The sequence below is a fragment of the Desulfovibrio sp. ZJ369 genome, assembly GCF_011039085.1.
Classification (GTDB): Bacteria; Desulfobacterota; Desulfovibrionia; order Desulfovibrionales; family Desulfovibrionaceae; genus Desulfovibrio.
Genome location: NZ_JAAKEI010000048.1, coordinates 1 through 14,202, shown reverse-complemented (window position 1 = coordinate 14,202; position 14,202 = coordinate 1). Strand labels below are relative to the sequence as shown.

At 59.6% G+C, this 14,202-nt stretch carries 9 protein-coding genes, 4 tRNA genes and 1 CRISPR repeat array; of the genes, 6 read left to right on the top strand and 7 right to left on the bottom strand.

Annotation, left to right across the window (positions count from 1 at the left end):
* Positions 1 to 278: 278 nt before the first annotated feature.
* Positions 279 to 2,382: a CRISPR direct-repeat array (repeat unit 28 nt; unit sequence GGTTCATCCCCACGCGTGTGGGGAATAC).
* A 686-nt stretch (positions 2,383 to 3,068) separates the two neighbouring features.
* A complete protein-coding gene (locus G7Y51_RS11800) occupies positions 3,069 to 3,758 on the top strand; it encodes a helix-turn-helix transcriptional regulator (protein ID WP_165069758.1) in 690 nt (229 codons plus the stop codon).
* Between the two features lie 489 nt (positions 3,759 to 4,247).
* Here G7Y51_RS11800 and G7Y51_RS11795 read toward each other — a convergent pair whose 3' ends face one another.
* From G7Y51_RS11795 to rsfS, 6 genes are all read right to left on the bottom strand, one after another.
* Positions 4,248 to 5,615 carry a sodium:alanine symporter family protein gene (locus G7Y51_RS11795; protein ID WP_165177732.1) on the bottom strand — a complete coding sequence of 456 codons (1,368 nt, stop codon included), beginning with the start codon at positions 5,613 to 5,615 and terminating at the stop codon, positions 4,248 to 4,250.
* Between the two features lie 214 nt (positions 5,616 to 5,829).
* A complete protein-coding gene (locus G7Y51_RS11790) occupies positions 5,830 to 7,383 on the bottom strand; it encodes an outer membrane homotrimeric porin (RefSeq protein WP_165177730.1) in 1,554 nt (517 codons plus the stop codon).
* Positions 7,384 to 7,619: 236 nt separating this feature from the next.
* On the bottom strand, positions 7,620 to 9,152 hold the full coding sequence (locus tag G7Y51_RS11785) for an outer membrane homotrimeric porin (protein ID WP_165177728.1): 1,533 nt from the start codon (positions 9,150 to 9,152) through the stop codon (positions 7,620 to 7,622).
* Positions 9,153 to 9,418: 266 nt separating this feature from the next.
* Positions 9,419 to 9,661: a hypothetical protein gene (locus tag G7Y51_RS11780; protein ID WP_165072661.1), complete on the bottom strand. Its 243-nt coding sequence runs from the start codon at positions 9,659 to 9,661 to the stop codon at positions 9,419 to 9,421.
* On the bottom strand, positions 9,654 to 11,201 hold the full coding sequence (gene gpmI / locus G7Y51_RS11775; protein ID WP_165177726.1) for a 2,3-bisphosphoglycerate-independent phosphoglycerate mutase: 1,548 nt from the start codon (positions 11,199 to 11,201) through the stop codon (positions 9,654 to 9,656). The genes G7Y51_RS11780 and gpmI overlap by 8 nt, the downstream gene beginning before the upstream one ends.
* Positions 11,198 to 11,623 carry a ribosome silencing factor gene (rsfS, locus tag G7Y51_RS11770; protein WP_241160236.1) on the bottom strand — a complete coding sequence of 142 codons (426 nt, stop codon included), beginning with the start codon at positions 11,621 to 11,623 and terminating at the stop codon, positions 11,198 to 11,200. Before rsfS ends, gpmI begins: the two co-directional genes overlap by 4 nt.
* 369 nt (positions 11,624 to 11,992) lie before the next feature.
* Here rsfS and G7Y51_RS11765 point away from each other — a divergent pair, with 369 nt between their 5' ends.
* The 5 genes from G7Y51_RS11765 to G7Y51_RS11745 all read left to right on the top strand — a co-directional run bounded on the left by G7Y51_RS11765 (position 11,993) and on the right by G7Y51_RS11745 (position 13,859).
* Entirely contained in the window at positions 11,993 to 13,297 is a 1,305-nt protein-coding gene (locus G7Y51_RS11765; RefSeq protein ID WP_165177724.1) for a phenylacetate--CoA ligase, read from the top strand.
* 217 nt (positions 13,298 to 13,514) lie between these two features.
* A tRNA-Gly gene (locus G7Y51_RS11760) sits at positions 13,515 to 13,589 on the top strand.
* A gap of 10 nt (positions 13,590 to 13,599) precedes the next feature.
* Positions 13,600 to 13,673 (top strand) — tRNA-Cys (locus G7Y51_RS11755).
* A gap of 31 nt (positions 13,674 to 13,704) precedes the next feature.
* Positions 13,705 to 13,779: transfer RNA gene (locus G7Y51_RS11750), tRNA-Gly, on the top strand.
* Positions 13,780 to 13,784: 5 nt separating this feature from the next.
* Positions 13,785 to 13,859, top strand: a tRNA-Gly gene (locus tag G7Y51_RS11745).
* 69 nt (positions 13,860 to 13,928) lie between these two features.
* Here G7Y51_RS11745 and G7Y51_RS11740 read toward each other — a convergent pair.
* Positions 13,929 to 14,202: transposase (locus G7Y51_RS11740; protein WP_165177722.1), on the bottom strand; the 274-nt coding region annotated here is incomplete at its 5' end.

Genomic DNA, 14,202 nt, shown 5'->3' with positions numbered 1-14,202 from the left:
CAATTGCCTGGCTGTTGCTTTTCCATCAAGATACGCATGAACAGCCTTGGTTCGGATTTCTTCAGATGCAAATTTCATCTCTGCAATCTAAACGATTTCTAAATAAAATAAAAGTGAAAATGCTCTAGGGCCTGTTCACGCTTATCAGAAAAAGTCTTGTTTTTTCGGAACACTGCCTCGTAATTCTGCCGGGAAAGGATTTTCGTTGAACTCTTTAAAATAGTTGAGAATGCGCAGGATAGTGCTAACACGCCCTAGCCTGAAATCTGATCAAAGGTCGGTTCATCCCCACGCGTGTGGGGAATACGCAGTGCTAGCGGTTCCGTGTCTGGGCAAGCGCCGGTTCATCCCCACGCGTGTGGGGAATACTCCAGCAAAAGCCTATGGGTCCAAAGACGACGCGGTTCATCCCCACGCGTGTGGGGAATACAGATACTCCGGACGCTGGAGGCGAGCATCGGACGGTTCATCCCCACGCGTGTGGGGAATACGACCTTCGACCACGATGAGGACACGTTTGTACTGGTTCATCCCCACGCGTGTGGGAATACTTCAGTCAAGCCGTCTGGAGCTCTGGCGGCGTCGGTTCATCCCCACGCGTGTGGGGAATACGGCTTGCTGGTGCGATTAGCCATGATGAACCCCGGTTCATCCCCACGCGTGTGGGGAATACTTGAGATTGACGACACTATCCGGGGCTGGGAGCGGTTCATCCCCACGCGTGTGGGGAATACATTTTCAGCATCAGTCATGTTTTTATTTCTCACGGTTCATCCCCACGCGTGTGGGGAATACCCGAAACGCGCTCCGTTGTCGGTGGTCTATCACGGTTCATCCCCACGCGTGTGGGGAATACGAAAATGGGGCAGATGGTTCTTACCTACTGGACGGTTCATCCCCACGCGTGTGGGGAATACTTCTGGAATTATTGATTCATCATCTCCTGTTACGGTTCATCCCCACGCGTGTGGGGAATACTGAAGCGAGCGTACCCCTTCCAGTCCAAGGTGCGGTTCATCCCCACGCGTGTGGGGAATACGAAAAGTGCGTCTGTGACCTCAGGATCAAAATCGGTTCATCCCCACGCGTGTGGGGAATACTCGACGCCGCCCGCAATGACCTCACACGTTCGGGGTTCATCCCCACGCGTGTGGGGAATACCCGCCGTAGGCGGCATACGGGGGGCGCGAGGGCGGTTCATCCCCACGCGTGTGGGGAATACATTGTTGTTACATGTATGGGCAGGTTACTTATAGGTTCATCCCCACGCGTGTGGGGAATACCGGTGCCAGGGCGGGCCGGCTTCGCCATGCCTCGGTTCATCCCCACGCGTGTGGGGAATACGCACGCAACGAGGTCTTGCATTTTGGTATTACCGGTTCATCCCCACGCGTGTGGGGAATACGAGACTATAAAATGAGTGAACGTGCTTTAATGCGGTTCATCCCCACGCGTGTGGGGAATACTCAAAATCGCCGAAAAGGTGCCGATATTCAGGCGGTTCATCCCCACGCGTGTGGGGAATACTGAGGCGCGGTTGTGCCGCGTTCGGACGTGTCCGGTTCATCCCCACGCGTGTGGGGAATACGCGCCACCGCGCTAGCGAGCGCGGGCGCGCCTCGGTTCATCCCCACGCGTGTGGGGAATACTTGAAGAATGGCCGCGCGAGCGGCAGCAATCTCGGTTCATCCCCACGCGTGTGGGGAATACCCACGTCATGACTACGCTGCGATGGGTTGCGCCGGTTCATCCCCACGCGTGTGGGGAATACGAACTTACGAGGGTGGCGTCTGGTTCGGTGAGCGGTTCATCCCCACGCGTGTGGGGAATACTAATTTTTCAAGATAGTTATTTCTTATTAAGTCGGTTCATCCCCACGCGTGTGGGGAATACTCCTGCTCGCCTTTCCAAAGCGTGCGGCTCAACGGTTCATCCCCACGCGTGTGGGGAATACAACACATACGGCAAGCGTTGCTCTCCCGTTATCGGTTCATCCCCACGCGTGTGGGGAATACTGAGAATCTGACACGACCATACCGCAGGTGTCACGGTTCATCCCCACGCGTGTGGGGAATACTATTCAGTAGCATCAGCATCATACTCCAAAAGCGGTTCATCCCCACGCGTGTGGGGAATACGCCATACAGAACGGCGACGATCCCGAAGATGCCGGTTCATCCCCACGCGTGTGGGGAATACGCCTGCCTTGTGGCCGAACTCCGGCGGAACGATGGTTCATCCCCACGCGTGTGGGGAATACATATCACCTATGCCGCCGTGTGCCTGCGCCAGCGGTTCATCCCCACGCGTGTGGGGAATACTCGTCAGATACGCCTAAAGTATCAAGCCGTTAAGGTTCATCCCCACGCGTGTGGGGAATACTCTTTCTGTATTTAGAAAGAATAATTAAGCATTTTCATCAGTTCAAAAACTACCGCCGTAACGGCGCGGCTGCGCGCTATCCACAATTCGCGTATCATGGCCTGCGGACAAGCGCAAGCCGGCTTGCGCAATGCTGTTTATTCTCAGTTTCGAGCGTACACGCAGATGGAGCCCGGGCCGAATCTTCCTGCCTGGGCTGAAATCTCATGCCGCGACCGCGAAAATCTCAGGTGTCACAGCGAAAAGAAAGCGCCTCAACGGATGGCGAACGAAAAAGGCCGCGTTTCCCGGTAAAGTCTCTGCAACCAATGCCGCGAGCAGAGGACCAGGCTGAGGGCAGGTTGCCGCGCCTCGGCTACGGCTATAGGTTTTTTATTGATTAAAAGCCTTGCCAACAGCGTTGAACTCTGGTAGCTTTCATAAAAAATTTATATCATCCACTCTACACGAAGAGCATACAAGCTCAGGGCTGATGCATCTCATGCGGCAGCCTTGGCGGCGATGCGACAGCATCACCCGAAGCCGCAGGCCTCGTGGGAGCGGAGTGCGGCTCCGCCGCCGAAGCGGCTCTTCCCAGCATTTATGGTAACATAGTAAAATTATTACACTTAATATTTAGATGCGTCTGCCCTGCATGCAAGCGTAAACGCTTTTTCTCTCCGTCTCCAGGGCCAGCGAGGTTCGCCATGCCTGATGCCACGACCTTTTCTCAGACTCTTGCCCGCCTCATGCGGGCCCTCAAAGCCGGGAGCGACGCCGAGCTGGCCCGCGCCCTGGGCATTACGCCTCAATCCGTGAGCGGCGCGCGCAAACGCGGCGAAGTGCCGCCGGCCTGGATCCAGACCTGCGCGGCCCAGACCGGCGTCAATGCGCACTGGCTTTTTTTCGGCAGCGGCCCCATGCGGCTGCCCGAAGCTGCTGACGGGGAACTGCCCAGCGTGCAGGAGGACTGCGAAACCGACCTGATTACCGTGCCTCTGGCCGAGGCCCGGCTCTCCGCCGGCACCGGCAGCATGGAAGTCAGCGCCCACAGCGAGGGCGGCTATGCCTTTCGCGGCGATTATCTGCGCCGCAAGGGCAACCCCCGGCGCATGGTGCTGATGCGCGTTTCGGGCGACAGCATGATGCCGGAAATATTCGACAACGATTTGGTGCTTCTGGATCGCGGCCAAACGGAAATCAGCCCGGGCCGCCTCTATGCCGTGGGTTTTGAGGACGCCATTTACATCAAGCGCATTGACAAGCTGCCCGGGAAAATCATCCTGCACAGCGTCAATCCGGCCTATCCGCCGGTAAGCCTTGATTTGCGGGGCGACAGCGCGGATCAGTTCCGGGTGATCGGCCGCGTGCTCTGGTCCGGGCGCGACTATCGCTGAACCGGAGGCCGTGCCGCGTGCGTTCTGTTGCGGTCTCGGCCAGAGCCTGTTCATATGTATCAGAAAAAAGGCTGTTTTCGGGATCCGGCCTCGTCATTCTGCCGGGGAAAGGATTTTCGTTGGACTCTTTCAAAAAAGTGAGGAGTACGCCGGATAGTGCGAAGAGCGCCAGAGCAATTTCAAGGTAAAATTGCTCTGGCGCTGTGGGAGCATTGACAGCCTGTCTGCGAGGCAAGTACAGGCTGTGACGTGCAAAGTGGACGCTCGTTGCGAGCGCCAGCCGTAAGGCGGCTATGCCGCCGTATGGATGAGGACTGTCGAGCCATGCTCCGCTCCTTGCGCAAAAAGCGTAGCGTAACAAAGCCGGCAGGCAAAAAAGCCACTGGAAAGACAGTCCCGTGGCGGCCAGACGCGTCCCCAGGCCGGGCGGCGCTCCTGCGGCCCGGCCTGGGGGGAATGCAGTCTCAGGGGTGAGACCCGCGCAACAGCTTACAAAGAATTCTTTTCGCCGTAGTCCTCATACTCGTTCAAAGCCTTGGACACGAGCTTGCCCAGCCCGACCAGAGCAATCAGGTTGGGCAGAACCATGAGCCCGTTGAACATGTCGGCCAGTTCCCAGACCAGGGTGACCTGCAGGAACGAGCCCAGCACCAGAAAGCACATCACCAGCAGCCGGAAGGGATTCACGGCCCTGACGCCGAACAGGTACTTGATGTTCTGCTCCGCGAAAAAATACCAGCCGATAATTGTGGAAAAAGCGAAAAAGAACAGGCAGATCGCCACAAAAGCAAAGCCGTAGCCCGTGGCGCCCAGACCGGTTTCAAAGGCCTTCTGGGTCAGAGCAATGCCTGTGGTCGTGCCGTCAATGGAACCGGTGACGAAAATGACGAAAGCCGTCATGTTCAGCACCACAAAGGTATCCACAAAGACGCCCATGATGGCCACAAAGCCTTGTTGCGCCGGATACTTGACCTTAGCCACGGCATGCGCGTGCGGGGTGGAGCCCATGCCTGCCTCATTGGAAAACAGACCGCGGGCCACGCCGTAGCGCATGGCCTCCTTGACGCCCGCGCCGATCAGGCCGCCGGTGGCCGCCGAAGGATCGAACGCGCCCACAAAAATCATTTTAAAAGCCGGGATCAGCATGTCCAGATGGGTCAAAAGCACCCACAGGCCGCCCAGAATATAGAGCAAGGCCATGACAGGCACTATTTTTTCCGTGGTGGCCGCAATGCGGCGCATGCCGCCGAAAAAGACAAAGCCCGCCAGCAGGGCAATCACCACGCCCACAATCCAGGTGGGAATGTTGAAGGCCGAACGGAAAGCATCGGCAATGGAATTGGCCTGCACCATATTGCCGATGAAGCCCAACGCCACAATGATCGCCACGGAAAAGAATCCGGCCAGCCACTTGCTGCCCAGGCCCTTGGCAATATAGTAGGCCGGGCCGCCGGTGACGTGCCCCTCGGAATCTCTGGTCTTGTAGAGCTGGGCCAGCACGGCCTCGGCAAAGATGGTGCCCATGCCGAAAAAGGCCGCGATCCACATCCAGAAGATGGCGCCCGGGCCGCCCATGGCAATGGCCGTGGCCGCGCCCGCCAGATTGCCTGTCCCCACCTGGGCCGCAATGGCCGTGGCCAGGGACTGGAAGGAGCTCATGCCGTCCTTGCCGGCCTTTTTGCCGAAGAGCGTCAGATCCCCGAAGGTATATCGGACCACTTTGCGGAATTTGCGGATCTGCACGAACCTAAGGCGGAAGGTATAATAAATACCCGTGCCCACGAGCAGAGGGATCAGGCAGTAGACGCCCCACAACACGCTGTTGACGCTCTGAACCATTTTTGTCAGTTCTTCCATAGCTTTTCTCCCTCCAGCTCATTGCAAAATCGTGAAAAAGGCCCGCCCCGCGGCCCAACGCCCGGATGCGTGGCCGCCTGCCCTTGGGAGCTGTTTCCAGAATATTTCAACTTTGAAATGTTCTGGCGGGCGGGATAAAAACAGAAGGGGGGAGCCGGAGCCCCCCCCTTTACAATTGCGGAGCGCCGGACAGGACCCGACGCCCTGTGTGCGCTTAGAAGCTGTAGGCGAAAATGAGCTGGGCCTTCCAGGCGTCCTGCTTCTCAAAGGAAGAGTCGCGCGCTCCGGCCTTTTTCCAGGCGTCATTGTCGATGCAGTTGACAATATAGCCCAGTTCCAGGTTCATTTCCAGGTTTTCATAGATCTGCCAGGCATTGATCAGATTGAATTCCAGCAGGCTGTCCTCGGTGGTCAGGTACGGACCGTCGGAATAATCCGTGCCGTAATTCCAGGCATAGGCGGTATCCATGTACTTGATTTCCGAGGGGCTGTTGGTGCCGCCCCAGTAGGCCACAGTGAGGCTGTGCTTGAGGTCTTCCAGGAAGCTCACGTCTTTCACGCGCAGGCCAATGCCCCAGGTGCCCGCATAGCTCACGCCCTTGTCCACATAGCCGGAGCCCGGACCCCAGCCGTAGTTGCCGTCACCCATGAAGGAGGTGAAGTTGCCGTAAGGATCAATGGAAGGCATACGCTCGGAGCCGTTTCTGGGGTTGCCGTCGTCGCCCGATGCATACCAGCCGAAGATGCCGGGCACGCCCCAATCCAGCTTGTATTCCACCAGGGCCTTGGCCAGCCAGCCCGAACGCTCGGTGCTGGAGCGCTTGCTCCAGGCGCCGCCGTCGCGCGGGGCGTCGTAACGGCCCATGGCTTCCACATAGCCGTAGTTCAGATCCACCTCAATATTCAACGGATCCCAGGCGGTGATGGCAAAGGGCAGACCGGCCCAGAACATGGAGCCGTAGGCCTTGCCCGTGCGGCCGCTGTTGAGCAGCAAGTTGTTCCCATTCCGGTTGCCGCTGTAAGGTGCCAAGGTGAAGTTGGGGTAGCCGTCGGAAAGGTCATTGTTCGCGTAGTCGGCAAATTTGCCGGTATTTTTGCCGCGCATGCCGTACATGGCCCAGGGGGTGATCTCAAAGCCGTCCAGGGTCACGGGCAGCATCAGGGCAAAGAGATCCATATTGTCCAGATAATTCTGGTAGTACTTGCTGCTGCCGGCGTAGTTCTTCTCATAGTTGTCGTTGAAGGGGCGCATCCACAGGGCGGTCAGGCCCACGTTCTCATTGAACTGATAGGAGGCGGTGATCCCGGCCACGTCCGTGTCGAACACAGCGGAGCCGCCGGCCTTGTTGGGCAGGGTCACGCCCTGAATGCCCATGCGGAACTTCAGGTCGGTCTGGGGCACCATCCAGTCGATGTAGGCGCGCTTGATCTTGATCACGCTGTTGCCGTCCGCGCCCAGAGCGCCGCCCTGATTGGCATAGCCCCATTTCTGGTTGCCGATTTCAAAGAAGACCGTGCCGGACAGAGCTTCGGAAGCCACGGCGTCCAACTGCAGGCGGACGCGCTGGCGAGCCTGGAACATGTCCTCGTTGTTGTACTTCTGTTTGTTGGCAGCCGCGGGGGCACGGTTTTTGTTGATCAGGGTGGTGTCGCCCACGCCGAAGCCCATCAGCCACTGGCCCTTGGCCTTGAAGTCAATGGCGCTCGCGCCGCTTGCCGCGCCGAGCAGCATTCCCGCAGCCAGAATCAGCGTACAGAGACGTTTCATGGTTTCCCTTCCTCTCCATAAAGTAAAAATTTGTCTTTCACGTCACGAACAGGTTACTTTCAGCCTTATCGGCTTTTTTTTCAAAGGGCAAGCCTTTTCGTAAAAATTTTTTTACCGGCGGCCCTGCTCTTTTCAGCATGATCCCGGTAGCAACAAAAAAGGGGAGCCGAAGCTCCCCTGCATCTGCGTCATGTGACAGGCGTCACGGATACAGAGCAACAGTATGCGTTATGGTGCTAGAAGCTGTACGCAAAGGTGAGCTGCGCCTTCCACATGTCCTGCTTCTGGAAGGAAGAGTCGCGCGCGCCCGCCTTTTCCCAGGTGTCGCTATCCATGAAATTGGCCACATAGCTCAATTCCAGGTTCACGTCGAAGTTTTCGTACATCTGGTAGCTGTTGACCAGGTTGAACTCCAGCAGCCCGTCCTCGGTGGTCAGATAGGGGGAAGTGCCGGTGCCGTAGCCCTCGGCCCAGGCATAGGAGTTGGTCATGTATTTGACTTCGGAGGCGTTGTTGGTGCCGCCCCAGTACGCCACGCGGAAAGTGTGCTTGAGGTCTTCCATGAAGCTCATGTCGCGGACTTGCAGGCCCAGGCCCCAGGTGCCGGAATAATCCAGCGCAAAGTCCTGCCACATCCAGCCGTAGTTGCCGTCGCCCAAAAAGGAGGTGAAGTTGCCCATGGGCACGATGGAAGGCATGCGCTCGGAACCGTTTTTCGGATTGCCGTCGTCGCCGGAGCCGTACCAGCCGAAGATGCCGGGCACGCCCCAATCCAGCTTGTATTCCACCAGGGCCTTGGCCAGCCAGCCAGACCGCTCGGTGCTGGCGCGCTTGCTCCAGGCGCCGCCGTCGCGCGGGGCGTCGTAACGGCCCATGGCTTCCACATAGCCGTAGTTCAGATCCACCTCAATGTTCAACGGATCCCAAGCGGTGATGGCAAAGGGCAGACCGGCCCAGAACATGGAGCCGTAAGCCTTGCTGGTATCACCGATCTGATTGCTGAGCGCTACGGGGTACGGACGCAGGCTGTAAGCCAGATTGCCGTCACTGGAACCCCAGGAGCGATCGTTGTCCGCGTTGTAGCCGGCCAAGGTGTTCTCGCCCTGCATGCCGTACATGACCCAGGGGGTGATCTCAAAGCCGTCCAGGGTGACGGGCAGCATCAGGGCAAAGAGATCCATGTTGTCCAGATAATTCTGGTGGTACTTGCCGTTGCCGTCCTTGAGGTAGCCCTGGTAGTTGTCATTGGCCGGGCGCGCCCACAGGGCGGTGAGGCTGACATTCTCGTTAAACGTGTAGGAGGCGTTGATGCCCGCCACATCCGTATCCATGATCGCCGAGCCGCCCGCCTTGCTGGGCAGGGCCACGCCCTGAATGCCCATGCGGAACTTCAGGTCGGTCTGGGGCACGACCCAGTCGATGTAGGCGCGCTTGATCTTGATCACGTTGTTGCCGTCCGCGCCCAGAGCGCCGCCATTCGCGGCTTTGCCCCAGGCCTGGGTGCCGATTTCAAAGAAGACCGTGCCGGACAGGGCTTCGGAGGCCACGGCGTCCAACTGCAGGCGCACGCGCTGATTGGCGGCGAACTGGTCCTCGTTGTTGTACTTCTTCTTGTTCGCGCCGTCGCGGACCTTTTGCAGCGGGCTGGTTTCGCCGCCGGCAAAGCCCATCAGCCACTGACCCTTGGCCTTGAAGTCAATGGCGCTCGCGCCGGTGGCCGCGCCGAGCAGCATGCCGGCGGCCAGAAGAAGCGTACAGACACGTTTCATACTTTCCTACCTCTTTGTGGTGACCCCGTAAAATGGGAAATGCCTTCCTGTGCCCCATACAGACTCCAGAGCTTTTACAGGGCTGCCGGGCAAAAGACAAGCACTTTCGTAAAAAAATTTTTACTGCATCCGGTCTGGCTGTTCCGCGCCTGCTTTGTGATCGCCCAGGCTCTTGCAACGCCAACGGCCGGGCCTTGGCGCTTCAGGGATCTGAGGCTCCAGGGCCCGGCCGCGTCAGGTTTGCGGGGGCATGGGCGGCGTGTCCTTTACAAAAAATCCGGGTCCGCGGCGGCTTTGCCGCCGGCCAGCATGATCCGGATATAATGCAGGCCGTGCTCGTCCACCGGAATGATCGGAAAGGAATTGCCGCAGCCGTCGCAGGAAATCATTTTGGGTTCCGTGGGGCTGACCAGCGGCACATGCCGCCCGCACCGCGGGCACTGATAAAAAAAGAGAATTTCCATGCCGTCCGGCGGCACAGGTTGCTGGAGGCGGCCCTTCTCAGCCATGCCTCGCCTCCTCGGCGGCCAGATTCCGGCCGGTCATGGGCTCGGTGGGCTTCAGCCCCCAAAGCCCCAGGATGGTGGGGGCCACGTCGGCCAGCCTGCCGTCGGCCAGAGCGGTGACCCTGCCGCCGGGCTCCAGCAGAATGCAGGGCACGGGATTGGTGGTATGCGCCGTATGCGGCTCGCCTTCAGGCGTGAGCATGACCTCGCAGTTGCCGTGATCGGCAATGAGCAGCATGCGGCCCTTGCGCGCCTCCACGGCTTTGACCATGCGGCCCACGCATTCGTCCACCACGGCGCAGGCCTCCACCGCGGCCCTGAGCACGCCGGTGTGCCCCACCATATCGCCGTTGGCCAGATTGCAGACCACCAGATCATAGACGCCGCTTTGCCAGGCTTCCAGAAATTTCTCCGTGACCTGGCGAGCGCTCATGGCCGGTTCGAGATCATAGGTGGGCACGTCGCGCGGCGAGGGCACCAGGATGCGATCCTCCCCTGCAAAGGGCTCTTCAACTCCACCGTTGAAAAAATACGTCACATGGGCGTATTTTTCGGTTTCCGCCAGCCGGAGCTGCCGCAGGCCGTGCCGGGAGACGGCCTCGCCCAGTCCGAGCAGGGCGGCCTCCCTGGGAAAGGCCACCGGGATGTCGAAATGGGCTTCATACGAGGTCATGGAACCGATGGCGGCCAGAGTGGGCCGCGCGCCGCGCTCAAAGCCCTTGAAGTCGGGCTCGATAAAGGCCTGGGTCAGCTCGCGCATGCGATCCGCGCGGAAATTGAAGAAAAACAGCGCGTCGCCGTCAACCATGCCCGGCGCGTCGCCCAGGTCAAAGCGCACCGGCATGACGAATTCGTCAGTGATGCCTTCGGCATACGAGACTTCCAAAGCCCGCATCGGGCCCTGGCCCGCGGGCGCCACGCGGCCCTCGCCGTGCGCGATCAGATCCCAGGCGGCCTTGACCCGCTCCCAGCGTTTGTCGCGATCCATGGCGTAAAAACGGCCTGTGAGGCTTGCAATGCGGGTCTGGGGTTGATCCTTGATATGTTCCTCAAGGGCCCGCACAAAACCCGCGCCGCTTTTGGGATCCGTGTCCCGGCCGTCCATCAGACAGTGCACGCGCACGGGCACGCCCGCCGTGGCCGCCATGTCGCACAGGGCTTCCAGATGGCGGATATGGCTGTGCACCCCGCCGTCGGAAAGCAGGCCCGTCAGATGCAGCCTGCCGCCGCTCTTTTTGACCGCGGCCAGAAGCTCGTTGATCACGGGATTGCGGGCAAAGGTTCCGTCCTCAAGGGCCACGTCAATGCGCGTCATGTCCTGGTAGACCACGCGCCCGGCCCCGATGTTCAAATGCCCCACTTCGGAATTGCCCATATAGCCCTTGGGCAGACCCACGTCCCGACCCGATGCGATCAGGCGCGCGTGCGGGCAACGGGCCAACAGCGCGTCCATGTTGGGCGTGGGCGCAAGCCAGGGCGCGTTGCCCGGCCCGGACGGGGCAATACCCCAGCCGTCGAGAATCAGCAGAAGCGTGGGGGTCATACGCGCGCCTCCTTGCCTTCCGCCGCGGGGCGGCCCGGAATATGCTCCCAGAGGGACTCCAGGCGATAGAGCTCGCGCACCGGCTCCAGAAAGATATTAATGACGATGTCGTTCAAATCCACCAGAATCCACTGCCCGGCCTCATAGCCCTCCATGCGCAGGAATTCGTACTTGCGCTCATGGCAGAGGGCCGCCAGGCCGTCGGCCAGGCTTTGGCCGTGACGGGCGGAACCCGCGGTGACCACCACCAGCGCATCCGTGAAAACTCTCCGGGCCGAAAGATCGATGCTCACGATCTGCCCGGCCTTGTGTTCCTCAAGCCAATGTATGCATTCCGCCAGCTTTTCAGCCGTGGGAACTGTCGCGTAACGCTTGCGGGCCGGGCGCAGGGCCTCGGATCCGCTGCTTTGGATATATTGCATGTTTTCCATGCCGCAAGCATAGCCCAAAGCCGGGTGGAGAGCAATGCCGGACGCTTTGTATTGACCCGCCCCGAACATTGCGGCATACCAGAAAGGCAACAGTGCAACCCCGGCCTTTTCAGCCGCCGCAACGCCCGGCGCGGACTGCCGCAGATGGGCGTAAACCGGCCCGAACCGATGCTGACCGGCGCGGAATCGCGCGCCGTCGCAGGCGTATGCCCGCGCGCAGCCCCTCGCGGCCGCAACGGAGCGGCGCAGATCCGGGGCATGCCGCAGCGATTCTGCGTAAAGTCGGGCGCGATGTCGGGCCCAACGTCGGGCGCAAAGACCTTTGCGTTTTTGCGCGCATCCCCATAAAGGAGTAGCGCCGTGCTCTTCAATATCAAACAGGAAACTCTGCCCCGCGAGGAACTTGAAGCAGTGCAGTTGCGCCGCCTGCGCGATCTCTGCAACCGCGTGTACGCCAATGTGCCTTTTTACCGCAAACGCTTTGACGAAATCGGCATCAGCCCGGCGGACATCACATCCCTGGCGGATCTCAGGCTCCTGCCCTTCACGGAAAAGCAGGATCTGCGCGATCACTACCCTTACGGTCTGTTTGCCGTGCCCCGCGACAATATCGTGCGCCTGCACGCCTCCAGCGGCACCACGGGCAAGGCCGTGGTGGTGGGCTACACGGCCCGGGATCTGCAGAACTGGGCCGAGCTGGCGGCGCGCAGCCTTTCGGCCGCGGGCGTGAACCGCTCGGACATCGTGCATGTGGCCTACGGCTACGGGCTGTTCACCGGGGGCCTGGGCGCGCACGGCGGGGCCGAATACCTGGGGGCCACGGTGGTCCCGGCCTCGGGCGGGGCCACGCGACGGCAGGCCTGTCTGCTGCGCGACTTCGCGGCCACAGTGCTGTGCTGTACGCCCTCCTACGCCCTGCACCTCTGGGAAGCCGGGCAGGAGGCGGGCATTGACTTTCGCGATCTGCCGCTGCGTATCGGCGTGTTCGGGGCTGAGCCCTGGAGCGAAGCCATGCGCCGGGACATGGAGCAGAAAATGGGCATCGACGCCCTGAACATCTACGGCCTTTCCGAGATAATGGGACCGGGCGTGGCCATGGAATGCGCGGAAGCCAAATGCGGCATGCATCTTTGGGAGGATCACATCCTGCCCGAGATCATCGACCCGGTGAGCGGCGAGCAACTGCCGCCCGGCGAGGTGGGCGAGCTGGTGCTGACCACGCTGACCAAGGAAGGCATTCCCCTGCTGCGCTACCGCACCCGCGATCTCACCAGCCTTGACTACACACCCTGCCGCTGCGGGCGCACGCATGTGCGCATCTCGCGCCTGCGCGGCCGCAGCGACGATATGCTGATCATCCGGGGGGTCAATGTCTTCCCGCAGCAGATCGAAGGCCTGCTTATGGAAAGCGAAGGCCTGACGCCCAATTACCAAATTATTGTGGATCGCGTTAACAATCTGGACACTCTGGCCGTGAACGTGGAAGTCAGCGACAGGCTCTTTGCGGACGAGATCCGCAAGCTTCAGATGCTGGAAAGCCGCCTGCAAAAGAATATCAAGGAATTCCTGGGCGTCACCGTCAAGGTGCGGCTCATGGAGCCGCATTCCATCGAGCGTTCCCAGGGCAAGGCCCAACGCATTGTGGACAAGCGCCCCAAGGAATAGCCAGAGGCAGCGCGGGGCAATCCGCGCGGCGCGGCGCGCCGCTCTGCGGCAGGCATACCGCATTGGGCCGCGCCTTGTCCCGGCGTCCGTTCGCGCATCGGGGCTGCGCCCACGGCCTGAAAACGCGCAACACCGCCCTGCCGCGGCAAACTCTGAAAAAATGTGCGGTCTTCTCTTGACAGGCGAAAGGGGGACGCGTAAAAGGATTTCTCGCTGAGCGGGAGTAACTCAGTGGTAGAGTGCAACCTTGCCAAGGTTGAAGTCGCGGGTTCAAATCCCGTCTCCCGCTCCACTTTTTTAGCGGCGGCATAGCCAAGTGGTAAGGCAGAGGTCTGCAAAACCTCCATCTCCAGTTCAAATCTGGATGCCGCCTCCAGAAATTTCCAGATTTCGCCGTGTTGCCGAATGCGGGAGTAACTCAGTGGTAGAGTGCAACCTTGCCAAGGTTGAAGTCGCGGGTTCAAATCCCGTCTCCCGCTCCACGTTCGCGGGAATAACTCAACGGTAGAGTGTCAGCTTCCCAAGCTGAAGGTTGCGGGTTCAAATCCCGTTTCCCGCTCCAGGAAAATCAAGCCCTTGCAGATCCATGATCTGCAAGGGCTTTTTTCGGTGAGAGTACTAGGGTGTGTCGTCATTTGATTTTAGCCCAGATAGCTATACAGCGAATATGAACTGCAGCAAGGAAGGAGGCGGTATTTTTTGCATATCTGGTAGCCACACCTCGCCACTGCTTCAAAACCTGAAATGCATTTTCAACAAGATGTCTCAATTTATACACGTAGTTGTCATAATCACGTTGTTTTTCCCGATTTTTGCGTGGCGGGATGACCGCTGTCGATCCATTTGCTTCCACCTTTTCCACGAAAGCATCACTGTCATAACCTTTATCCCCAAGCAGGTATTCA